General features: G+C 71.6%; 19 protein-coding genes. 10 read left to right on the top strand and 9 right to left on the bottom strand.

Annotation, left to right across the window (positions count from 1 at the left end):
• Positions 1 to 2: 2 nt before the first annotated feature.
• The 4 genes from STRTU_RS11980 to STRTU_RS11965 all read right to left on the bottom strand — a co-directional run bounded on the left by STRTU_RS11980 (position 3) and on the right by STRTU_RS11965 (position 5105).
• Positions 3 to 1064 carry an ABC transporter ATP-binding protein gene (locus STRTU_RS11980; protein ID WP_159743530.1) on the bottom strand — a complete coding sequence of 354 codons (1062 nt, stop codon included), beginning with the start codon at positions 1062 to 1064 and terminating at the stop codon, positions 3 to 5.
• Between the two features lie 10 nt (positions 1065 to 1074).
• On the bottom strand, positions 1075 to 2046 hold the full coding sequence (locus STRTU_RS11975) for an ABC transporter permease (protein ID WP_159743529.1): 972 nt from the start codon (positions 2044 to 2046) through the stop codon (positions 1075 to 1077).
• A gap of 133 nt (positions 2047 to 2179) precedes the next feature.
• Positions 2180 to 3979, bottom strand: coding sequence for an ABC transporter substrate-binding protein (locus tag STRTU_RS11970; RefSeq protein ID WP_167539134.1), 1800 nt, complete (start codon positions 3977 to 3979; stop codon positions 2180 to 2182).
• A gap of 103 nt (positions 3980 to 4082) precedes the next feature.
• Positions 4083 to 5105, bottom strand: coding sequence for an ABC transporter permease (locus tag STRTU_RS11965; RefSeq protein WP_159743528.1), 1023 nt, complete (start codon positions 5103 to 5105; stop codon positions 4083 to 4085).
• A 484-nt stretch (positions 5106 to 5589) separates the two neighbouring features.
• Between STRTU_RS11965 and STRTU_RS11960 the strand changes: the two genes are divergently transcribed.
• Entirely contained in the window at positions 5590 to 6702 is a 1113-nt protein-coding gene (locus STRTU_RS11960; protein ID WP_246240369.1) for a hypothetical protein, read from the top strand.
• 193 nt (positions 6703 to 6895) lie between these two features.
• Here STRTU_RS11960 and STRTU_RS11955 read toward each other — a convergent pair whose 3' ends face one another.
• The gene (locus STRTU_RS11955) at positions 6896 to 9088 is read right to left on the bottom strand and encodes a S9 family peptidase (RefSeq protein WP_159743527.1); all 2193 of its coding nucleotides are present in this window, start codon (positions 9086 to 9088) and stop codon (positions 6896 to 6898) included.
• 282 nt (positions 9089 to 9370) lie between these two features.
• On the opposite strand from STRTU_RS11955, the gene STRTU_RS11950 reads away from it, so the two are divergent.
• The 5 genes from STRTU_RS11950 to STRTU_RS11930 all read left to right on the top strand — a co-directional run bounded on the left by STRTU_RS11950 (position 9371) and on the right by STRTU_RS11930 (position 14903).
• Complete coding sequence (locus STRTU_RS11950) at positions 9371 to 9565, top strand: hypothetical protein (protein ID WP_006603310.1); 195 nt, start codon at positions 9371 to 9373, stop codon at positions 9563 to 9565.
• 178 nt (positions 9566 to 9743) lie between these two features.
• Positions 9744 to 10730, top strand: coding sequence for an N-acetyl-1-D-myo-inositol-2-amino-2-deoxy-alpha-D-glucopyranoside deacetylase (gene mshB, locus STRTU_RS11945; protein ID WP_174878848.1), 987 nt, complete (start codon positions 9744 to 9746; stop codon positions 10728 to 10730).
• Positions 10727 to 11251 (top strand): DUF6113 family protein, encoded by a 525-nt coding sequence (locus STRTU_RS11940; RefSeq protein WP_159743526.1) that lies wholly within the window; start codon positions 10727 to 10729, stop codon positions 11249 to 11251. Before mshB ends, STRTU_RS11940 begins: the two co-directional genes overlap by 4 nt.
• A gap of 215 nt (positions 11252 to 11466) precedes the next feature.
• The gene (locus STRTU_RS11935; RefSeq protein WP_159743525.1) at positions 11467 to 13599 is read left to right on the top strand and encodes a hypothetical protein; all 2133 of its coding nucleotides are present in this window, start codon (positions 11467 to 11469) and stop codon (positions 13597 to 13599) included.
• A gap of 179 nt (positions 13600 to 13778) precedes the next feature.
• Positions 13779 to 14903, top strand: coding sequence for a PP2C family protein-serine/threonine phosphatase (locus STRTU_RS11930; protein WP_159743524.1), 1125 nt, complete (start codon positions 13779 to 13781; stop codon positions 14901 to 14903).
• Here STRTU_RS11930 and STRTU_RS11925 read toward each other — a convergent pair.
• Positions 14870 to 15730 (bottom strand): transglutaminase family protein, encoded by an 861-nt coding sequence (locus STRTU_RS11925; protein WP_159743523.1) that lies wholly within the window; start codon positions 15728 to 15730, stop codon positions 14870 to 14872. The two genes, STRTU_RS11930 and STRTU_RS11925, sit on opposite strands and share 34 nt — an antisense overlap.
• Before the next feature lie 17 nt (positions 15731 to 15747).
• On the bottom strand, positions 15748 to 16821 hold the full coding sequence (locus STRTU_RS11920) for a GNAT family N-acetyltransferase (RefSeq protein WP_159743522.1): 1074 nt from the start codon (positions 16819 to 16821) through the stop codon (positions 15748 to 15750).
• A gap of 140 nt (positions 16822 to 16961) precedes the next feature.
• Here STRTU_RS11920 and fdxA point away from each other — a divergent pair, with 140 nt between their 5' ends.
• Entirely contained in the window at positions 16962 to 17282 is a 321-nt protein-coding gene (fdxA, locus tag STRTU_RS11915) for a ferredoxin (protein ID WP_033319951.1), read from the top strand.
• 176 nt (positions 17283 to 17458) lie between these two features.
• Positions 17459 to 18592, top strand: coding sequence for a succinyldiaminopimelate transaminase (dapC, locus tag STRTU_RS11910; protein ID WP_159743521.1), 1134 nt, complete (start codon positions 17459 to 17461; stop codon positions 18590 to 18592).
• Positions 18593 to 18676: 84 nt separating this feature from the next.
• Here dapC and STRTU_RS11905 read toward each other — a convergent pair whose 3' ends face one another.
• Together STRTU_RS11905 and STRTU_RS11900 are read right to left on the bottom strand one after the other, a co-directional pair.
• Positions 18677 to 19144 (bottom strand): ATP-binding protein, encoded by a 468-nt coding sequence (locus STRTU_RS11905; protein WP_159743520.1) that lies wholly within the window; start codon positions 19142 to 19144, stop codon positions 18677 to 18679.
• Between the two features lie 305 nt (positions 19145 to 19449).
• Positions 19450 to 20376 carry a VldE C-terminal domain-containing protein gene (locus tag STRTU_RS11900; protein ID WP_159743519.1) on the bottom strand — a complete coding sequence of 309 codons (927 nt, stop codon included), beginning with the start codon at positions 20374 to 20376 and terminating at the stop codon, positions 19450 to 19452.
• Between the two features lie 40 nt (positions 20377 to 20416).
• On the opposite strand from STRTU_RS11900, the gene dapE reads away from it, so the two are divergent.
• Entirely contained in the window at positions 20417 to 21508 is a 1092-nt protein-coding gene (gene dapE, locus STRTU_RS11895; RefSeq protein WP_159743518.1) for a succinyl-diaminopimelate desuccinylase, read from the top strand.
• A gap of 110 nt (positions 21509 to 21618) precedes the next feature.
• Positions 21619 to 22368 (top strand): LOG family protein, encoded by a 750-nt coding sequence (locus STRTU_RS11890; protein WP_159743517.1) that lies wholly within the window; start codon positions 21619 to 21621, stop codon positions 22366 to 22368.
• Positions 22369 to 22393 lie beyond the last annotated feature (25 nt).

The raw sequence follows: 22393 nt of genomic DNA, 5'->3' as shown, positions 1-22393 counted from the left end.
CCCTAGCCCAGCCGGGGCTTGATCTGCTCGGTGAAGAGGGTCTGCTTCTGCTCGGCGCTCAGATGGCACGCGGCCGCGCGCCCCAGCTCCAGCAGCGGCCGCTCCTCGCCGCAGCGGGCCCCGCCGACCTCGCCGGTGAAGCCGCAGCGCGGGTGGAAGCCGCAGCCGGAGGGCGGGGTGAGCAGGCTCGGCGGCGTCCCGGGGATCGGGTGCAGCTCCTCGTGGACGTCCGAGGTGAGCCGGGGCATGGAGCTCAGCAAGCCCCAGGTGTACGGGTGCTGGGGCTGCGTGAGGATCTCCTTGACGGAGCCCCGCTCCACGGCCCGGCCCGCGTACATCACCAGCAGGTCGTCGGCCGTATTGGCGACCACCCCGAGGTCATGGGTGATCAGGATGATCGCGGAGCCGAACTCCTGCTGGAGGTCCTTGAGCAGGTCGAGGATCTGCGCCTGGACGGTGACGTCCAGGGCGGTGGTCGGCTCGTCGGCGATCAGCAGCTCGGGGTTGCAGACCAGCGACATGGCGATCATCGCGCGCTGGCGCATACCGCCGGAGAACTGGTGCGGATAGTCGTCCACCCGCAGGTTGGGCTGCGGGATACCGACCTTGGTCAGCATCTCGATGGCGCGCTGCCGGCCCTCGCGCTTGCTGGCGCCGGTGTGCTTGATGAACGGCTCCGCGATCTGCCGGCCGACCGTGTAGTACGGCGACAGCGCGGTCAGCGCGTCCTGGAAGATCATGGCCATCTTGTTGCCGCGGAGCTTCTCCAGGGTCTTCTCCTTGGCCCCGGTCAGCTTCTGGCCGTCCAGCGTGATGTCACCGGAGATCTCGGTGGACTTGGGGTTGTGCAGCCCCAGCACGGCGAGGTTGGTGACGGACTTGCCGGATCCCGATTCGCCGACGATGCCGAGCGTCTGCCCGCGCTCCAGGTTGAAGGAGAGGCCGTCGACCGCCTTGACGATGCCGTCCTCGGTGGAGAACCGCACATGCAGGTCGCGGACGGAGAGGAAGGGTTCAGAGCCGGTCGGCTCCGGCGCGTCCTCGGTCTTGGTGAGTGTGGTCACTTGGGCTCTCCTAGGACAGGCGCACGCGCGGGTCGATGAGGGCGTACGTCGCATCCACGATGATGTTGAACACCAGGATCAGGGCGGCGCTGAAGATCAGCACGCCCAGGACCATGGGCAGATCGAGGGTGGTGACGGAATTGATCGCCAGTCGGCCGAGGCCCGCCAGCGAGAAGGTGTACTCGGTGATCATGGCGCCGCCGAACAGCGAGCTGAGGTCGATACCGAGGATCGTGACGATCGGGATCAGCGAGCCGCGCCAGGCGTAGCGCAGGAAGACGTACCGCGCCGGCATGCCCTTGGCCTTGGCCGTACGGACATGCTCCTCCTGGAGCTGCTCGATCATCGTCGAGCGCGACATACGGGTGTACTGCGCGGTGAAGATCGTCGACATCACCAGCCACGGCAGCAGCAGGCCCATGAACCAGCCGGCCGGGTCGCTGGTGAGCTCCACGTACTTGGGCGAGGCCATGATGCCGCTGTAGACGAAGATGCCGAGGACGATCGGGCCCAGGATGTAGATCTGCACCGAGCTGAGCACCATGGAAGCGCCGGTGACGGTCTTGTCCAGCACCGAGCCCTTCTTCCAGGCGGCGAGCAGACCGGCACCGAGGCCGATCACCAGGAAGGTGATCGCGCCGCCGACGGCCAGCGACGCCGTGGTGGGCAGCCGGTCCATCATCGTCGCCCAGACGTCCTGCTTGGTGGCGAACGAGTAGCCGAAGCAGGGGGCGCTGCAGTGCCCGATGCTGTAGTCGCGGCCCGCGAAGATGCCGACGAGGAAGTCCCAGTACTGCGTCGGCAGGGGCTTGTCGAGACCGAGGTTCTGATGGATCAGGGCCACGTTGTCGGCGGTGCAGTTCTTGCCGCACGCCATCATGGCCGGGTCACCGGTGGAGAAGAACACGAAGAACGTGAAGGCGCTCAGCAGGAGAAGGATGACGACCGCGCCGAAGACCCGGCGGAATAGGAAGGGAAGCATGGCAGTTCGCTGCTCTCAGGACGGCGGCGGCGGTGGGGAGTGACGGAGGGGCCGGGAAGGCCCCGGAGAGCGCGCGCTCCGCCGTGCCGCGCGCTCTCCGGACCGCCTTCCGGTGTGTGCTTCGTCGTGCGTCTTACTTCTTGAGGAACAGCGTGTTCAGGTCCATGTAGTTGGTGTCGCTGTTGTAGCGGGCACCGCCCACGTTGGAGCCGTACAGCTGGAGCACCTTGGTGTAGAAGACCGGGGCGGCCGGGTTGACCTTCTCCACGATGTACTGGTGCAGCTTCTGCCACTCCGCGGTCTGCTTCTTGATGTCCGTGATCTTCTCGATGCGGTCGATCTCGTCGCTGACGTGCTTGTCACGGATGTGCGAGTAGTTGGCCGCGCCGTCCTGGATCTGACGGGGGTCGTACGACGGCGGGATGACGGTCGAGGCGTCCGCCCAGTCCTGGCCCCAGCCGGTCATGTAGATGTCGAAGCCGTTCTTGACCTTGCCCATCTGCTGGTACCAGGAGGAGGAGTCGACCTCCTTCTTCTGGACGTCGAAGCCGGCCTTGTTCAGGGCGCCCTCGATGACCGCGGCTTCCTTCTGGCGGATCTCGGTGTTGGAGTAGGCGTAGACGAGCTTCATGCCCGTCTTGCCGGCCTCCTTGAGGAGCTTCTTGGCCTTCTCCGGCTCACCGTTGGGGTGCGAGAGCTTCCCGTAGGGGTCGTAGCCCTTCTTGTAACCCGCCACGGTCGGGGCGAGCAGACCGCCGGCGACCTCACCGCCGTAGCTGCCGCCGTTGATGCGGACGATCTGGGCGTTCGGCATGGCGTAGGTGATCGCATCGCGGATCTTCTTGTCCTTGATGCGGTCCATGTTCATGTTCATCTGCCAGACGTAGGGCTGGTAGCCCTGCACCAGGCGCTTGCTGGCGCTGGCGTTGTCCAGCACCTGCTTGGTCTGCGTCGGCTCCACCGAGTTGCTGAAGCTGATCGCGTTCTTGGCCTCACCCTGGTCGGCCAGCAGGCGCTTGGTGGAGTCCGAGAACTGGTGGTTGAAGGTGATGTCGAAGCCGTCGACGTACTGGTGCCGCGCCGGGTCCGTCTTCGGGTCCCAGTTCGTGTTGCGCACCAGCTTGGCGCCCTTGCCCTCCTTGAAGGAGGCGAACTTGTACGGGCCGGCGCAGACCGGCTTGACGTCGTAGTTCTCCTTGGTGTCCTTGGCGCCCTCGGGGACGGCGCTGTAGCCCGCCATGGCGAGCGCGTAGGGCACCTGCGTCTGCGGCTTCTTGAAGTGGAAGATGACGGTCTTGTCATCCGGGGTGTCCAGCACCGTCTTGGGCAGGTGGTCACCCTTGTACGGACCGTCCGGGAGCGCCTTGCGGTACGAGGTGCCCGCGCCCGACAGCCACGACTGCATGTAGGTGGGGCCGTCGGTGATGAACTTGGCGTACATCCGCTCGAAGGTGTGGCGGATGTCCTTCGAGGTGATCGGCTTGCCGTCCTCGAACTTGATGCCGTCCTTGAGCGTGTACTTCCAGGTCTTGCCACCGTCGGACATCTGGCCCGCGTCGGTGGCGAGGTCGCCGACCACCGTCTTCTTGCCGGCGTCGTCCTGCTTGTACGTGGTCAGGCCACGGAAGATCAGCTTGGACAGGGTGCCCAGGTCGCTGACGTACATCTGCGCCGGGTCCAGGTGGTTGAAGCTGTCCCGCTGGTAGACGCGGAGGGTGCCGCCCTTGCGGGAGCCCTTGACCTCGGCGGCCGGGCCGGTGGAGTCGGCGGCCGTGCCGAGCGCGACGGTCTTGGACTGCGCGGCGGCGTCCTTGTCCGTCTGGGACTGGTCCTTGCCGGTACCGCCGCCGCTGCTGCAGCCGGTGAGCGCGAGTGAACCGGCCGCCAGGGCCACGATCACGGCGCGTGCTCTGCGCGTAGATAGTGCGTTCATTGGGTCCAAGCACCTGCCTGTCAGTTGGTGTCCAGATCTGCTGCCTGACGCAACCGGTACGAGCCCGGCCCGGGGGTGACAGCTGCCCCCCTCACATGGACGATCAGCGCCCGGACTTGGGATCGAAGGCGTCCCGGACCGAGTCCCCGAGCAGGTTGAAGCACAGCACGAAGATCACCATTGCGGCGCCGGGGAAGAGAAGGAAGGTCGGGTCGTTCTCGTAGACCATGCCGGCCGTGTGGAACAGCCGTCCCCAGTCCGGGGTCGGCTCCATGATGCCGACGCCCAGGAAGGACAGACCGGCCTCCGCCGTGACGAACAGCGGGAGCATGTAGGTGGCCTGCACCAGGATGGGCGTGACCACGTTGGGCAGCAGTTCCTTGCGGATGATGCGCCAGGGGGAGGCGCCGGTGATCTTCGCGGCCTCGACGAACTCCCGCTCACGCAGCGACAGCACCTGGCCGCGCAGCAGACGGGCCAGACCCATCCAGCCCAGAGCCCACTGCACCAGGATGAGCGCCACCGCCCGCACATAGGTGGGGGTCTCGTCGCCCGGCGGGATGAAGAACGCCACGACCACGGGCATGAAGGCCACGAAGGTCAGCTGGCTGGGGAAGGCGAGCAGGAAGTCGATCAGCCGGCCGAGCCAGTAGTCGGTCCTGCCGCCCAGATAGCCCGCGGTGACGCCCAGCAGGGTGCCGGTGATGACCACCAGGATGGTCACCGCCACGGAGATCCCCAGGGACGTCCGCATGCCGTAGAGCAGCAGCGTGAACAGGTCCCGGCCGAGGGCGGGTTCGATACCGAACCAGAAGTCGCCGGAGATGCCGCCGTTGGCCCCCATCGGATAGCCGAACTCGTCGAAGAGGCTCGGATCCTCGTTGCCGTAGAAGGTGTACGGGTTCTTGCCGTACACCGAGGCGAGCACGGCCACGAGGAAGAAGGCCAGCACCACGACAGCGCAGATGACGCCCGTGCGGTCGCGCTTGAAGCGCCGCCACATCAGCTGGCCGGGGGAACGGCCGATCAGCTCACCGTCCTTGCCGTCCTTCGTCTTCTTCAGACCCTTGGAATCAAGTCCCGGTGGATCGGACTTGGTTGCCGCGGTCTGGGATGGACTAGTCATCGCGAAGTGCCCCCGCGCCGAGTTCTCTTGGAACGTGAAGCGGCACCTGGTCGCACCGCTGGATGAGCGGACTTTCGCAAGTGATTTATGGCGGAGTCAAGGGGATCGGGTGTGCTCATGAACAGGTCGTCTACTTCTTGAGCGAAGATTGCGCAGATCGACGCTCAGGCGTGCTTGACAGGGTGCCGCAATAAGCGGCATGGGGGACATATCGCCACCAACTGCTTTAACATGAAGGCAACTTCACTGACGCAACACCGATATACGGACGCGCCATGATGAACAACGTACGGCCGTGCGGGTGCCGTAGACCGGCCGGGACGCCAGGCGGCGTCCCGGCCGATCATCGCTTTGTCCTGGTTTCGCCCACCACCCCGTCCGGGTCTGTTGTCGCCGGGCCGGGACTGCAGTAGACCTGCGGGGGCGCCTCCTGTGCGGGGTGCCGCGGACGACTCGGATACTTCGATACGGACGGGGGCGAGCCGTGTCCACAGTGCGGGACGGCGTTCTCACCCGCGGCGCGCGCGGCCTCGGCGCCCTGGCCTGCCTGCTGCTCGCGCTGCTCGGCACGGCCTGGATCATCCGTGACCTGACGGTCGCTCAGCACGCTGCGGACGTCGGGGAGTTCTGGCTCGGCGAGACGCCCCGGCCACGGGAGTTCACCGCCTGGGCCACCTCGGCGCTCGACCCGCTGCTGGTGCTCGGCGCGCTCGTCGCCGCGGTCACCGCCCTGCGCACCGCCGTCACCTCGGCCGTGGCCACCGGCGCCCTGCTCTCCCTGGCGGCCGCCACCGTACTGCTGCGGGTCCCGCTCGTATGGATGCTGGGCGAGGGCTGGCTCCAAGGACTGGACAGCGGGCTCATGGCACGGGCGCGGCTGACCGTCCTGGCCCAACTCGCCCTGGCGGTCGTGCTGATCATGGTGAGTGTGGCGGGGCGGCGGCCGGACGGGCCCTCCGCGCGCGGGGCGCACAAGCTCCCGGCGACGGCGGCCACGGCGTACGGAGTGGTCCGCGCGGTGCCGCCGGTGGCGGGCCCCGGGGTGCCCGGCCGGCCGTTCAAGGGACCGGCCGTCACCGCCGCCGTCCTCCTGGGCGCTGCCGGAACCGCCCTCACCGGCTGGGAGATCCACTGGTGGGCCCGGCTCGGCGGGGACCTCTACGGCAACGGGCTGTTCGGCGACGCCTCCGTCTTCCGCGCGCTGCTGCAGCTGCCGGTGCACTGGCAGGCGCTGGCGCTCGCACTGCTGGCCCTGGGTGCCGCGGCCGCCGCGCTGCGCCGTGCGGCCTGGGCCCGCCCGGCGGCGCTCATGGCCGCGGCCCTGCTGACCGCGTACGGGGCCGGCGCGCTCGCCTTCGCCGTACGCAGCGGGGCGCTGGGCCGCTTCGCCGCGCTGCCCGGCCGGGCCCAGCTGGAGGTGGGCACCGCGGCCTTCGTGGCGGCCGCCGGCCTGACCACGCTGATCACGGCGGCCCGGCCCGGCGTCCCGGCGGCCGCCCCCGATCCGGACGAGGTACGGGCGTACGGCGCCGCCCCGGACGAGGCACGGCCGCCACACGCTCCGCCGCCGCCGTCCAGGCTGCCGCCCGGTTGGTGAGAGGGGGCGGGGTGGGGACGGCGGGGAGGGGGGAGGAGGGGCCTTAGGGGGCGGGCGAACAGATCCCGTAGGGGGTGGGAGCGCCCCCTACGGGGCCACAACGGGCCGACGGCGGAGGGTATTCCCGCGGCCAGTCCCGGCCAGTCCCGGCCAGCCCGGCCAGTCCCGGTCAGCCCCGCGGCCGGCCCCGCGCTCAGTCCCCCATCCCCAACGACCGCTTGAGGAACTCCACTTGGAGCAGCAGCAGGTTTTCGGCCACCTGTTCCCCTGACGCCATATGCGTCACCCCGGACAGCGGCAGCACCTCGTGCGGGCGGCCCGCCGCCAGCAGTGCCGAGGACAGCCGCAGCGAATGGGCCACGACCACATTGTCGTCCGCCAGGCCGTGCACGATCAGCATCGGACGGTGCGGCTCCACCGCTCCCGACAGCCCCTCGTCCGTGAGCAGCGAGTTCTCCGCGTAGACCGCCGGCTCCTCGTCCGGGTGGCCGAGGTAGCGCTCCTGATAGTGGGTGTCGTACAGGCGGAGATCGGTTACCGGCGCGCCCACCACCGCGGCATGGAAGACATCGGGTCGGCGCAGTGCGGCGAGCCCGGCGAGATAGCCGCCGAAGGACCAGCCGCGGATGGCCACCCGCTCCATGTCCAGGGGAAAGGATCCGGCCAGCGCCTGGAGCGCGTGCACCTGGTCGTCCAGTGCGTACTCCGCGAGCCGCCGGGAGACCGACTTCTCCCATGCGGGGGAGCGGCCCGGGGTGCCCCGGCCGTCCGCGACGATCACCGCGAACCCCTGGTCGGCGAACCACTGCGAGGTCAGATGGGCATGGTGGGCGGCGACCACGCGCTGGCCGTGCGGACCGCCGTACGGGTCCATCAGCACCGGCAGCGGACCGTCACCCTCCTGATATCCGCTGGGCAGCAGCACCGCACACGGAATCTCCCGTTCCCCGGCCAGTACGAGCTGGGGGCGGGCGGTCAGGGACGGCTCCTCGGCATGCGAACCGATCGTCGCGAGCGTCTTCTCCCCGCCGTCGGGATCGAGCCGCACCACCTCCACCTGCGTCCCGGGCCGCTCCAGCGACGCCTGGGACAGCACGGTCAAGGCACCGCCGCGCACCGCCGAGGACACCGTCGGATACGGGCGCTCGCCCACCCGCTCCCAGCCGCCCTGGTCACCGCTGCCGCGGAACCACGCCCGGTAGACGCCGATGTCGTGCATATCCGCGCCGCTCGCGGAGAAGAGGACATCGTCCTCGCCGATGTCCAGGACGGCCCGGACGTGCAGCGGCGCCCCGGTCAGCGGGCGGTCGCCGACGAACAGCTTGCGTGCGCCGCCCTCGTCCGCGATCCGCACCAGCCGGCCGTCCGGCGTCCAGGCCGGCACCCCGGGGAACGGCTCGACCCACGCCTCGTCCTCGTCCTCGTGCACCGTCCGGGTCGCGCCGGTCGTGGTGTCGACGGTCAGATAGCGCTGGTCTCGCTGGTCGCGGGCCTGGACGAGCAGCAGCGGCGGCCCGGCCGCCGACCAGTGGACGCGCGCGAGATAGGGGTAGCGCTCGGTGTCCCAGACGATGTCGGTACGGGTGCCGTCCAGGCCGAGCAGGGTGAGGGTGACCGCGGCGTTGCGGGTCCCGGCCACCGGGTACGCGACCCGGGCGGGCTCCCGGTCCGGATGGGCGGGGTCGGAGATCCACCAGCGCTGCACCGGGGCCTCGTCGACCCGTGCGGCCAGCACCGCGTCGCTGTCCGGAGACCACCAGAAGCCCCGGTAGCGCCCCATCTCCTCGGCCGCGATGAACTCCGCGAGCCCCCAGGTCACTTCGGGCCCGTCCGGCTCGGCCAGCACCCGGTCCGCCCGCCCGCCGTCCGCCGCGCCGTCGCCGTCGCCCTCGTCCGAGGTCACGGCGCCGTCCACCGGCACCACCCGCAGCCGCCCGTCCGCCACGAAGGCCACCTGCCGCCCGTCCGGCGACGGCCGGGGGTCCACCACCGGGCCCTGGACCGGCAGTTCACGGGTGGTGCCGGCCCGCAGCTCGGAGACGAACAGCCGCCCCGAGAGCGTGAACGCCGCCAACTCCACGGCGGAGTCCGTCGCATAGCCGACGATGCCCGCCGAACTCTCCCGGCTGCGCTCGCGGCGGGCCCGCTCCTGCGGGGGGAGGTCCTCGTCCGCACCGGCCAGCAGGGCCTGCGGGTCGGCGGCCGGGAACTCCCGTCCCTCTTCCAGGTCGAGCACCCACAACTGCTGGCTGCGGTCGGTGCCCGAACCGGAGCGGAGGAAGGCGATGCGCGCCCCGTCGGGCGAGAGCGCGTAGCTGCGCGGCGCCCCCAGGGTGAAGCGCTGCGTACGGGCGTACTGCCGCGGGAACGAAGGCTGTCCGGTCATGGCCCCGAGCCTAGAGGTTGTGCGGGCGGCTGTGGCGGGGTCGGAACAGCCCGGCCGATGTCGAGGGCGGACCGGCTCACGCCCGTCGCGCTCGTGAAGATCATGTGCGCCCCCATTCTGCTTCCGTGCTCCGACTTATGCGCTAGCGCGGAAAGTTATGATCCCATGCGTGCCGTGGGTACGGGGTAAAGAGCCCTTGGCATACCCGGGTGCACGGGTCGTGAAGTCGGTCCGGGCACCCTCAACTCTGTCCGGACCGTGCGTACTTGGAGGTGAGCCGCCGTGGCACTCTCGATTTCGGCGGTGGTGCTGCTGGCGATCATCGTCTTCTTGCTTGTCAAGAAGTCTGGACTGAAGGCCCCGCATGCCCTGGTCTGCATGCTGCTGGGCTTCTATCTGGCCAGCTCGTCCATCGCCCCGACGATCAAGCAGCTGACGACGAACGTCGCCGGCATGCTCGGCAACATCAAGTTCTGAGCCGCAGCGGGCCGGGCCCGTCCGACGGGTGCCGGTCCGTCCGGTGCCCGTCCGCCCGGCGCCCGTCCGTCCGCCCGGTGCCCGTCCGTCCGCCCGGCACCCGTCCGTCTGCTGGGCGCGCGGGCGGCGGACGGGATCGCCTGCGGGCGGCGGAGGGGGCGGCTCGTAGGCTGTCGGCATGACCGATCAGCCCGCCCGTCCCCCGCAGCCACCCGCCGGGGGGACCGCCTCGCCCGCCGCCTTTTCCCGGCGGCTGCTGCTGGTGCATGCGCACCCCGACGACGAGTCGATCAACAACGGCGTGACCATGGCCAAGTACGCGGCCGAGGGCGCGCTGGTCACCCTGGTGACCTGCACCCTCGGCGAGGAGGGCGAGGTCATCCCGCCCGAGCTCGCCGCGCTCGCACCGGACCGCGACGACGCCCTCGGCCCGTACCGCGCCCGCGAACTGGCCACCGCGATGGCCGCCCTGGGCGTCACCGACCACCGCTTCCTCGGCGGGCCGGGCCGCTACCGGGACTCCGGGATGATGGGCGCTCCCCAGAACGACCGGCCGGACGCCTTCTGGCAGGCCCCGCTGGACGAGGCGGCCGGTGCGCTGGTGGCCGTGATCCGCGAGGTCAGGCCGCAGGTCCTGGTCACCTATGACCCGAACGGCGGATACGGGCACCCCGATCACATCCAGGCACACCGCGTCGCCATGCGCGGTGCCGAGCTCGCCGGGCAGCCGGATTTCCGCCCGGAGCTGGGCCGTCCGCACGCGATCGCGAAGATCTACTGGAACTGCAACCCGCGCTCGGTGGTCGAGGAGGGTTTCGCGCGGCTGCGCGCGGCCGGCCACAGCTTCCCCGGGGTGGCCACCGTTGACGATGTGCCGGGGGTGGTGCCGGACTCGGAGGTCACGGCATCCCTCACGGCCGAGCCCGCGCAGGCGGCCGCGAAGGCCGCGGCGATGCGGGCGCACTACACCCAGATCGCGGTCGACGGGCCGTTCTTCGCGCTCTCCAACGACTTGGGTCAGCCGCTGTTCGGCACGGAGCACTATCGGCTGGTGCACGGCGCCCCGGGTGCCGCGGAAGGGGTCCGGGAGGACGATCTCTTCGCGGGCATCGGCGATATGGCGGGTATGGAGGAGAGTGCCCGGAATGAGGAGGCGGCGGAATGAGTACGGCGAAGGGCGGCGGGACCGCCGGTGAGGGAAATGACGGCGCGGCCTCCGGCAACGGGAAGCGGTCGCGGGCGGGCTCGGGCGGTACGTCCGGTGCGCGGTCCGGCGCTCCCGTGGTGCCCGTGACCGGGCCCCCGGCCGCGCCGCTGACGGCGGGACGGATCGGCCTCTACGTGCTGCTGCTGCTCGCGGGCGTCCTGGTGGCGGGCGCCGGAACGCTGGTGCAAGCGGCCTGGTTCCCCGGCGGATTGGTGCTGGCCCTCGGCGGCGTCATCGGTCTCTTCTACGGGGGCGCCAAGGCGACCGGCACCTCCGCGGGCGTGCTGGTGCCCGGCGCGGCCTGGCTGGTGACGGTGTTCCTGCTGCTCGGCAACGTCCGGCCGGAAGGCGACTTCCTCTTCGGCGCGGGGCTCGGCTCGTATGTCTTCCTGCTGGGCGGTATCGCGGTCGCTGTGATCTGCGCCACCGCGATGCAGCTGCGTCCTGCGGGCCTCCGGCCGGGCCGAGTTGGCGGATGACGTGGTCCATACCGGGACGGATGCCGCGCGGAGCCGGGTGAACGAACCGGGCCCCGGGGGTTCGCCCACGGCGTGGGTGTTCGTACGCTCCCCGGGTGGCCGCTCGCGGCGGCCAGTATGGTGGTGCGCGCCGTCGCGCCGCCCTGGGGGCACCTCCTGGCCTGTGGCCGGGGATCATCTCTGACGAGCGGCGGAGCCAACCGGGAGAACCTGCTTTGAGTCGTGAATCTGACAGTTCGTCCTCCGGCCCCCAGGGCCGTGGCGGAGCCGCGTACCCGTCCGGGACGCCGCCGTACGGCTCGCCCAGGGGAGAGGCCGGCGACACGCCGGCGTCCGATGCCGCGGCGCAGCCGGAGGAGCCCAAGACCGAGACCACGCTGACGACGCGGATCAAGATCAACATTCCGGGGTCGCGCCCCATCCCGCCGGTCGTCGTGCGCAAGCCCGTCGGTGAGGAGCCCGGCATGAACGGACCGGCCGGTTCCGGCGGTTCCGCCCCCGGTACGCCGAGCACACCCCGCTCCGGCGAGCGGAACGCGGAGCGCACGGCGAACACGCCCCGGCCCGAGGCGCCGGCGAACGAGGCCCCCGCGGGCGGCCAGAAGCCGGAGAAGACCAGCGACTGGTTCGCCCCGCGCAAGCCGCAGGGCGGGGCCGGCGCGGGCTCGTCCTCGTCCACCGGCTCCCACGCGGCGCCGCCCGCCCCGGGCGGTGCCACGCCCCCGGGCGCTGCGACACCGCCGCGCGGCCCGTCGGGCGCCACCCCGCCGCAGCGCCCCGACCTGCCGTACTTCTCCGACAGCCCGGCCCCGCAGGAGGGCGGCTCGCCGTTCGACGGCGGTACCCGGTCCGGCGGCGGCTCCCCGTTCGACGGCGGCCCGCGGACCGGCGCCTCGCCGTTCGACGGTGCGACGCCCGGCAGCGGTACGCCGTTCGACACCCCCGGCGCCCCCGCCCGGGACCACAGCCCGTTCGACTCCCCGGCGGCCGGCCCGAGCGGTCCCACGACCGGGCCCGCGCGCGGCAGCTCCGCGCTCAACCTCCCGCCCGGCTTCAGCGACTCCGGCACCGGCAGCACGCCCCGGATCGACGACACCGCGGAGCTCACCCCGCAGCCGCCGGCGCCGCCCGCAGGGCCGGGCGGCGGCCTCGGCGGCGGCGTCACGGGCGGACTGCCCACCGCCCCCAAGGGCGGCCGCGGCCCGAAGGGCCCCCAGGGTGGCGCCGCCGCAGGCCGCGACCGGGTGTCCGGTGACACGCTGGTCAGCGGCATCCCCAAGATCCCCGGCGAGGAGAAGCCGCCGTCCCCGTCGCCGTTCGCGCAGGCCCCGGCCGGTGAGGGCGACAGCGCCGCCCCCAAGCCGCGGCCCAAGATCCCCGAGCCGATCAACCCGCCCAAGACGGGCCGCAACAAGTTCGTCCTCCTGGGCGTCGCCGTCGTGGTGCTGGCCGGAGTCGCCTACGGTGCGGGGCTGCTGCTCGACCACGCCGACGTGCCCAACAACACCACCGCGCTCGGTGTGGACATCGGCGGCAGCACCAAGGAAGAGGCCGTCGCGAAGCTGGAGAAGGCGCTCAAGAACAGCCGCACCGCGCCGATCAAGCTCAGCGTCGACGGCAAGTCCGCGACCCTCCAGCCCGCCAAGGCAGGACTGGACATCGACCCGCAGGCGACGGTGCGCAAGGCGGCAGGCCGGGACTACAACCCGGTCTCCGTCATCGGCTCGCTGGTCGGCGTGCACCGCACCGCCGAGCCCGAGGTGATCGTCGACGACGAGAAGCTGCAGATCGCCCTGGAGAACGCCACCGGCCCCGGCGGCGCCACCAAGGACGGCGGCATCACCTTCGAGGGCGGCAAGGCGGTGGCGCACTACGGCGCGCCGCACAAGGCGATCGATGTGGCCGCGTCCAAGAAGAAGGTCGCCGACGCCTACCGCAAGCGCGCGGTGAGCGGCACCGACGCCCCCGTGGTGCTGGCCGCCGGCACCCGGCAGCCGCAGGTCAGCAAGGCCGCGGTGGACCGGGCGATGCAGCAGTTCGCCCGGCCCGCGATGTCCGGTCTGGTGACGGTCCGTACGGACGCGGCGCACACGGTCTCCTTCAGCCCGCAGAAGTCCATCCCGAAGTTCCTGTCGTTCAAGATCGTCAACGGTGCTCTGGTGCCGTACTACGACCGGCCGGCCCTCAAGAGGCTCTACGGCGACACCTTCAACGGCGTCATGGTCACCAAGGGCGACGGCTCCAAGCACCCGGTCAGCGTCGAGGAGGTGGCGAGCGCCGTCGGCAAGGCACTGCAGGGCACCAGCCCGGCCGAGCGGGTGCAGACCATCGCCACCAACGGCAACTGACCGCCGTAGCGCGCGAAATCGCAGGTGAGAGGCCCCACAGGGTGTCTGCTCGGTCCTTCCGAGACGGCCCCCGAGGGGCCTCTCCCCGTTCTCCGCGGCCCCGCGCCGGTGCCCGCCCCGCAGACCGGGACACCGGTCCCGGTGCGGTCCGCGGCGGATTCTTGCAGGCTTGAAGTGTTATGCCTCCCGACCGATTCACCGAGCGCGGCTTCTGGGCACCCCTGCTGCTCATCCTGACGATCCTGCTGGTCGCCGCCCTGGACGCGACGACCGGCCCGGAGCTGCACATCTCGGCCTTCCTGGGCATCGCCCCGCTGTACGCCGCGCTGCGCTGCTCGTTCCGGCGGACGCTCCTGGTGGCGGTCGTCTTCGTCGTGTGCCTGACCTACATCGACCTCTTCACGGTGCCCGACTGGGCCCCGGCCAGCCGGGTCGTCGGGATCTTCGGCGCCTGCCTGGTGGCCGTCTTCTCCCTGATGCTGTGCCGCACCCGGCTGCAGCGCGAGGCCCTGCACGCCCGGACGCGGCTGGTCGCCGACACCGTGCAGCGGGCGATGCTGCGCGAGCTGCCGCTCAGCGCCGGGGCCCTGGAGGCGTACGGCTTCTATGTCTCCGCCCAGGAGGGCGCCCGGGTCGGCGGCGACATCTACGAGGCCATCGACACCCCGCACGGCCTGCGGCTGATGATCGGCGATGTGCAGGGCAAGGGCATGCCGGCGATCGGGGCGGGCATCGACGTCCTGGCGTCGTTCCGGGAGGCCGCGCAGTACCAGGAGTCCCTGGAGTCGGTGGCCGAACGCATGGAGCAGGCGCTGATCCGGCACAACGCCCGCTCCGCCGAGCAGGGCGTCGACGAGCGCTTCGTCACCGTGCTGCTGATGGAGATCCGCACCGCGGCCGGTTTCCGGCAGGGACGGGTGCTGTCCTGCGGCCATATCCCGTACTACCTGATCCGCCACGGCGAGGTCTCCGAGCGCCAGGACGGCGAGGGCGGACTGCCGCTCGGCCTGGGCATGCTCGGCGGGCCCCGGCACAGCGTGCGGATCCACCCCGAGGCCGACGACTGGATCGTGCTGTGCACGGACGGGGTGACCGAGGCGCGCGGCAAGGACGGGGAGTTCTACCCGCTGGCCGAGCGGCTGGCCGGGTGGACGGACCTGGAGCCCCCGGAGCTGGCCCGCACCCTCCGCGCCGACCTGGAGAGCTTCACCGACGGCGACCTCAAGGACGACGCGACCGCGCTGGTCGTCCGGCGGGCCCCCGCCACCACTCAGTTCAGCATGGCCCGCGCCGCGGCCGCCTGACGCCGTATCGCCAGCGCCCCGGCCGGGTCGACGGCCTCCACCACCCGGGCGTACTCCGTCAGCTCGGCCGCCCCGGCGAGGAACTCGCCCCGCTGTACGAGCAGTTGGGCCCGCTCATGGCGCAGCCGCGCCGGATGGCTCGGCAGCAGCAGCGACAGCTCCAGCGCCCACAGCTGCACCGCGCCGTGCTCCGGACGGGCCTGCGCCCAGGCCCGGATGTTGTTGAGCATCCGCAGCACGATCTCCAGCGGATCGGCGGGCGTCGTCATCTGTGCGCTCAGCGGCTCCCCGGTCGCCCCCGCGACCAGCAGCTCGGTGTCCTCGTCGGTGAGCTGCCGCCCGCCCGCGAACGGATCGGCCAGGACGTGACTGCCACCCGGATCGCCGAAGCCGACGACGAAATGACCCGGCAGCGCCACCCCGTACACCGGGGCCCCGGCCCGCCGGGCCACCTCCATCCACACCACCGACAGCAGGATCGGCAGGCCCCGGCGCCGCCGCAGCACCTCGTGCAGCAGCGAGGACTCCAACCGCCGGTAGTCGGCGGGCGAGCCGCCGAAGCCGCACCGGGTGCCGAGCAGCTCGGCGAGATTGCGGGCCCAGGCCCCGGGTCCACCGGCCGGGGCGTACGGGAGCAGCCCGGCCAGCCGGTCCAGTTCGATCTGGACGGCGTCACAGCCCGCCTCGTCCAGCGCGGGATCGGCCTCGGCGCCGATCAGCAGACACAGCAGCGCCAGGTCGGGCCGCTCGGCCCGCGCGGCCTCGGCGAACTGCTGCCGCCGTGCGGCGCGGGCGTCCTCCCGCTCCGGCTCGGGTTGCTGGGGCATGGCGGTGAAAGACCCCTTCAGCGCCGGCTGCCGGGCGCGGCACGCCGGTAGTGATAGCCGTGGTGCTCGGTGAAGCCGAGCCGGTCGTAGAACGCCAGGGCGCCCGCGTTGTCGGCCTCGACCTGGAGGTACGCGGCCGAGGCGCCCTCTTCCAGGGCCCGCCCAGCGAGCGCCGCCATCACCAGCGTGGCCAGCCCCTGCCGCCGGGCGGCCGGGGCCACCTCCAGCGCCGCGAAGCCCGCCCAGCGCCCGTCGACGACCAGCCGTCCGATGGCCGCCGTCCCGCCGTCCGCACCGTGCACCGTCGCGAACCACACGGACGGCCCGCCCGTCAGCACCTGCCGGGCGATCCGCGCGGCCTCCTCCGACGGCTCGTCCTCGCCGGTCCGGTTGTACAGCGCCAGCCAGTCGGCGCCGGGCTCCCGGGACAGGGTGACGCGAGTGGTGTCCGCCTCGGTGTCGGCGAGCGGCGCCAGCGCCGCGATCCGGACCGTGGTATGCCGCTCGGCCGTCCAGCCGCGCTCCGCCAGCTCCGCGGCCAGCCGCTCATCGGTGTCGGCGCGCCCGGTGGCGACCACGATCACCGGCGGCAGGCCGCGCGCGTCGTACCACTGGCCGATCCGCTCCAGCGCCGTTTCCAGCGGGACACCAGGGTCGCCGAGCGGCAGGACGGAATTGGCGCGCCGGGTGAAGCCCCCCGAGGCCCGCAGCGTCCACTCCCCGAGACGGGCCGTCTCGACGGCGGGCCAGCCGCGGGCCGCGACGGTCTGCAGCTCGCGGGCGTTCGCCGCGGGTCCCCGCCGGCGGGACGGTTCCCCCGAGGACGGGCGCGCGCCCCCGTGCCGGGCGGTGGCGGGACGGTCGGGCACCACCTTCGCCGCCACCAGCGCGGCCTCCTCGACCCGGACGATCTCCCCGCTGCGCCGTGTGATGCTCAGCACACCTTGATCCCATGATGTGAGAACGCCGACCGCGTCGGTGAACGGGGGAACCCCCGCACCGCCCCCGGTCAGACGCCGGACGGATACCCTTTTGCCCACGTCAGCACGGGTGATCCGGACTTCCGCGCGGCCGCCGGCCAGGAATTCCATCGCTCAAACCGCCCCTCTTGTTCGTCTCGCGCCCGGGAACGGAGATACTAGATGGCGGGCATCGACGACGCCGCGCTCCCGCGCGCCCAGCGGCGGTACTGCCAATCGGTCCGCCGGCCCTACCGAGGAGGAACGACAGCGTGACCTACGTCATCGCGCAGCCTTGTGTCGACGTCAAGGACAAGGCGTGCATCGAGGAGTGCCCGGTCGACTGCATCTACGAGGGCTCCCGGTCCTTGTACATCCACCCGGACGAATGCGTCGACTGTGGTGCCTGTGAACCGGTCTGCCCGGTCGAGGCGATCTTCTACGAGGACGACACCCCGGAGGAGTGGAAGGACTACTACAAGGCGAATGTGGAGTTCTTCGACGAGCTCGGCTCGCCCGGTGGCGCCAGCAAGCTCGGTCTGATCGAGCGTGACCACCCCTTCATCGCGGAACTTCCGCCGCAGAACCAGTAACGACCCGAGGACAAGGGGGAGCCTGCCCGCTCCCTCTTGCTCCCATGTCGTTGGGGGCACCTCCAGTGTCAGCCACGGGAGGTCGCACGGCGCCGCCCCGGTCCCGTACGGCCTGCCGCCGTACGGGACCGAAGCGTTTCCGCCGACGGCCCGCACCACCCGAGAAAGAGAGCACCGTGGGCGCAGCATCGTCTCCCCGGCCCGATTCTTCTCGCGGCTCGCTCCGCGACCGGCTTCCCGTCTTCCCGTGGGACCGCCTGGAGCCCTACAAGGCCACCGCCGCCGCGCACACCGACGGCATCGTCGACCTGTCCGTCGGCACCCCGGTGGACCCGGTCCCCGCGCTGGTCCAGCAGGCGCTGACCGCCGCGGCCGACAGCCCCGGCTACCCGACGGTGTGGGGCACGGCCGCGCTGCGTGACGCGCTCACCGGCTGGGCCGCCGAACGCCTCGGCGCCCGCGGCCTGGAGCACACCAATGTGCTGCCGGTCGTCGGATCCAAGGAGCTGGTGGCCTGGCTGCCGACCCAGCTGGGCCTCGGCCCCGGCGACAAGGTCGGCTACCCGCGGCTGGCCTACCCGACCTACGAGGTCGGCGCCCGTCTGGCCGGCGCCGAACCGGTGGTCTACGACGACCCCACGGAGCTGGACCCCAGCGGTCTGAAGCTGCTCTGGCTGAACTCGCCGTCCAACCCCACCGGCCGGGTGCTGAGCGCCGACGAGCTGCGCCGCACCGTCGCCTGGGCACGCGAGCACGGTGTGCTGGTCTTCAGCGACGAGTGCTACCTCGAACTGGGCTGGGAGGCCGACCCGGTCTCCGTGCTGCACCCGGACATCTGCGGCGACTCCCACGACGGCATCGTCGCCGTCCACTCGCTCTCCAAGCGCTCCAACCTGGCCGGCTACCGCTCCGCGTTCCTCGTCGGCGACGCCGCGGTCCTCGGCGACCTGCTGCTGATCCGCAAGCACGGCGGCATGATGATCGGGGCCCCCGTCCAGGCCGCCACCGTCGCCGCGCTGGGCGACACCGCCCATGTCGCCGAGCAGCGTGCGCGCTACGCCCGCCGCCGCGCCGCGCTGCGCGGTGCCTTCGAGGCCGCCGGCTTCCGTATCGAGCACAGCGAGGCCGCGCTCTACCTCTGGGCGACCCGCGACGAGCCCTGCTGGGACACCGTCGGCGACCTCGCCAAGCGCGGCATCCTCGTCGCCCCCGGCGAGTTCTACGGCCCCGCGGGGGAGCGGTTCGTACGGATCGCCTTCACCGCCACCGACGAGCGGGTGGCCGCCGCGGTGCGCCGCCTGGCCGAGTAGGCCGCGGCTGACGACGCGCACGCGCAGGGGCCCGGGGAGAGCGAACTCCCCGGGCCCCTGCGCGTCGTACGGGAGGGCGGCCGGTCAGCGGCCGCCGAGCGGCAGGCCGCCGAGCAGGCCCTTGGCGGGCGCCAGCAGGCCCTGCGGCGAGCCGACCAGGCCGGTGGCCGCCTTGGCCGCGTCGAGCGGCAGCGTGCTGGTCGAGACGCCCTTCTTGGCGATCGGGCGGGCCACGCTCTCGGCCTTGTCCACGGCGCCCTGGGTGAGCGGCATGGCCTTCTTCACGACGGGGCCCGCGGTCTCGACGAGCGCCGGGGCGAGCTTCGTGGCGGCCTTGCTGCCGGCCGCGTTCACCAGGCCGACACCGTCGCGGGCGGTGTGGTCGAGGGTTGCGCTGGTGTTCTGGGAGTCCAGGGGCGCCGTCAGTCCGCCGAGTGCCTTGGTGGGCAGCTCCGCAGCGCTAGCGGAGCCGGCCGCAGCGACCACGGGAGCGGCACCCGCTGCAACGAGCAGGGCGGCTCGGGCGATCCGACGCGTAACGGGGAGGGACATGGTGCTCCTTTTACGGAGAAGGACTCGTACTTCTGACAGATGTGCCATGGGGTCCGCCTGGCGGACGCACTGACTACCGCGTCAGAACCCCGAAGGTTGCGGTGAACTCCGGTAAAGAGTTGGTAACGCGTCACATAATCGGCCCTGGCTAAAGACGGGCAATATGCGCACACGCCGGGGTGCCGAGGAAACGTCACAGCCCTTTGCGTGCAAGGGAATTGGCGGAGGGCGTGCATTGCGCCCGGCCAACTCGCCTTCCGTAAAAGGGAATTGATGCCGGTGCCCCTTCCGGGGGACCGGGCAAACTATTGCGCGGTGATGATACGAACGTGATGCGCGGCCGCCGCGGAACCGGACGGCTGCCGTTGCCAGCCCTTCCCCGCCTCGTCCGCCGTCCACATCCGGCCGGCGTAAGAGATCTGTTCGATGTGCAGCTCGGCGGAGTGCGCCATCGCCCACATGGCCAGCTCCCAGCCGCGTCGCCCGTCCTCGCCCGCGGCCACCGCGCCGGACGCCGGGACCGGTATCGTCACCCCGCTCCCGCCGCCCGCGGTGCGGCCTCCGCCGCCCGCCCGCGGCAGCACACCGGGGCCGAACTCCCGCACCAGCCGCTCCCGCACGGTCGCGGCGCCGCCCGCCTTCCCGTCCACCGGGCTGCTCTCCGCGCAGGTCAGCGCGTCCTGATCGCGGCCCGTGAGCGCCCCGGTCAGCCGTGCGGCGTTCGCCTCGTGCTTCGCGTAGGCCTGGGGATAGCCGCTGCGCTGCACCTTCTGCGCGGCGACGGTCAGCGGCAGCCGGGAGTAGCCGGGCACCTTCGCCAGATGCCGGTAGAACTCCCCGGCCGAATAAACCGGATCCATGATCTGCCGCACGGTGCCCCAGTCCTGCGACGGCCGCTGCTGGAAGAGCCCCACCGAATCCCGGTCACCGAAGTCGATGTTGCGCAGTCCCGACTCCTGCATCGCGGTCGCCAGCGCGATGGTCACCGCCCGCTCCGACAGCCCGCGCGAGGACGCCACCGCCGAGATCGTCGCGGCGTTCGCGGCCTGCTCCGGGGACAGCTCGTAGGGCTGCGCATCGCCCTCGGCGCGGACCGTGCACTGCGGTGCTCCCGGGCCACCGGTCACGTACTGGACCGCGAGATAGCCGGCCAGTGCGATCAGTACGGCGACGGCTGCGGTGGTGCGCCACAGGCGGGAGCGGCGGCGGGGAGCTGAGGACGGGGCGGACACGGGCCCACCGTACTGGAGTGCGGCGGATAGGGTCGGACCCATGGAGCGCTCCACAGACCACCCCGCCCTCGACCTCTCGCTCGACGCCGCCGCACTCACCGCGCAGCTCGTCGACTTCCCCTCCGAGAGCGGCAACGAGAAGGATCTCGCCGACGCCGTCGAGCACGCGCTGCGCGCGCTCCCGCACCTGACCGTCGACCGCTACGGCAACAACGTCGTGGCCCGTACGCACCTGGGCCGCGCCGAGCGGGTGGTGCTCGCCGGGCACCTCGACACCGTGCCGATCGCCGGCAACGTCCCCTCCCGGCTGGACGAGAACGGCGTGCTGTGGGGCTGCGGCACCTGCGACATGAAGTCCGGGGTCGCCGTCCAGCTGCGGATGGCCGCCACGGTCCCGGCGCCCAACCGTGACCTGACCTTCGTCTTCTACGACCAGGAAGAGGTCGCCGCGCACCTCAACGGGCTCGGCCATGTCGCCGACGCCCACCCCGACTGGCTCGCCGGAGACTTCGCCGTCCTCCTGGAGCCCTCCGACGGCCAGGTGGAGGGCGGCTGCCAGGGCACCCTCCGGGTCCTGCTGCGCACCACCGGCGAGCGCGCCCACTCCGCCCGCAGCTGGATGGGCGACAACGCGCTGCACGCCGCCGCCCCGATCCTGGCGAAGCTCGCCGCGTACGAGCCGCGCCGCCCGGTCATCGACGGCCTCGAATACCGCGAGGGCCTCAACGCCGTACGCATCGAGGGCGGCGTCGCCAACAACGTCATCCCGGACGCCTGCACGGTCACCGTGAACTTCCGCTACGCACCGGACCGCACCCCCGACGAGGCGGTGGCCCATGTACGCGAGGTCTTCGCGGACTGCCCCGTGGACGAGTTCGTCATCGACGACCACTCCCCGGGCGCGCTGCCCGGACTGTCCCACCCGGCGGCCAAGGCCTTCATGGAGTCCGTCGGCGGCAGTGCGATGCCCAAATTCGGCTGGACCGATGTCTCGCGGTTCAGCTCCCTGGGCGTCCCGGCCGTCAACTACGGACCCGGCTACTCCCTGCTCGCCCACAAGAAGGACGAGCGGGTGGAGGTCGACCGCATCCTGCACTGCGAGGAGCGGCTGCGCGCCTGGCTGACCGCCTGACGCCCCCTGGCCCGCCGCCGACCGCTCCCCTCCCCACCGAATTCCCCTGCTCTTCACGTCGGCGGATCTACGCTGAAACGGCAACGATCTGCCAGCGGAGGGAGCACGACATGGCCAGTCCCGAGGGAGCACCGGTCCCGGAGGAGCAGCGGCTGGGTCCCGTACTGCGCCGCCAGGAGCAGGTGCAGAGCGGCACCACGGACCAGCGGCTGCTGGACTCCGAAGGTCCCTCCGAGTGGGTGCACACCGACCCCTGGCGCGTGATGCGCATCCAGTCGGAGTTCGTCGAGGGCTTCGGCGCGCTGGCCGAGCTGGGTCCGGCCGTCAGCGTCTTCGGCTCGGCCCGTACGCCGCGTGACTGCGAGGAGTACGACGCCGCCGTCCGGATCGGGCGGGCCCTGGTGGAGGCCGGGTTCGCGGTGATCACCGGTGGCGGTCCCGGCGCCATGGAGGCGGCCAACAAGGGCGCCAACGAGGCCGGGGGGACCTCCGTGGGGCTGGGCATCGAGCTGCCCTTCGAGCAGGGCATGAACGAGTATGTGAACCTCGGCGTGGACTTCCGGTACTTCTTCGTCCGCAAGACGTGTTTTGTGAAGTACGCCCGCGGGTTCGTGGTGCTCCCCGGCGGCCTCGGCACCCTCGACGAGCTCTTCGAGGCGCTCACCCTCGTCCAGACCCGTAAGGTCACCCGCTTCCCGATCGTGCTGTTCGGCACGGCCTACTGGAGCGGACTGGTCGACTGGCTGCGCGACACCCTCATCGCCCAGGGCAAGGCGTCGATGCACGATCTGGAGCTCTTCCACCTCAGCGAGGACGTGGACGAGGCGATCGCGCTGGTCACCAAGGAGGTCGGGATCTAGGCCCGGTCCTCCGGGGCGGCCGGTT

Source organism: Streptomyces tubercidicus, assembly GCF_027497495.1.
Lineage (GTDB): Bacteria > Actinomycetota > Actinomycetes > Streptomycetales > Streptomycetaceae > Streptomyces > Streptomyces tubercidicus.
The sequence above is the reverse complement of the archived record's forward strand: the minus strand, read 5'-3'. Positions and strand labels throughout refer to the sequence as shown.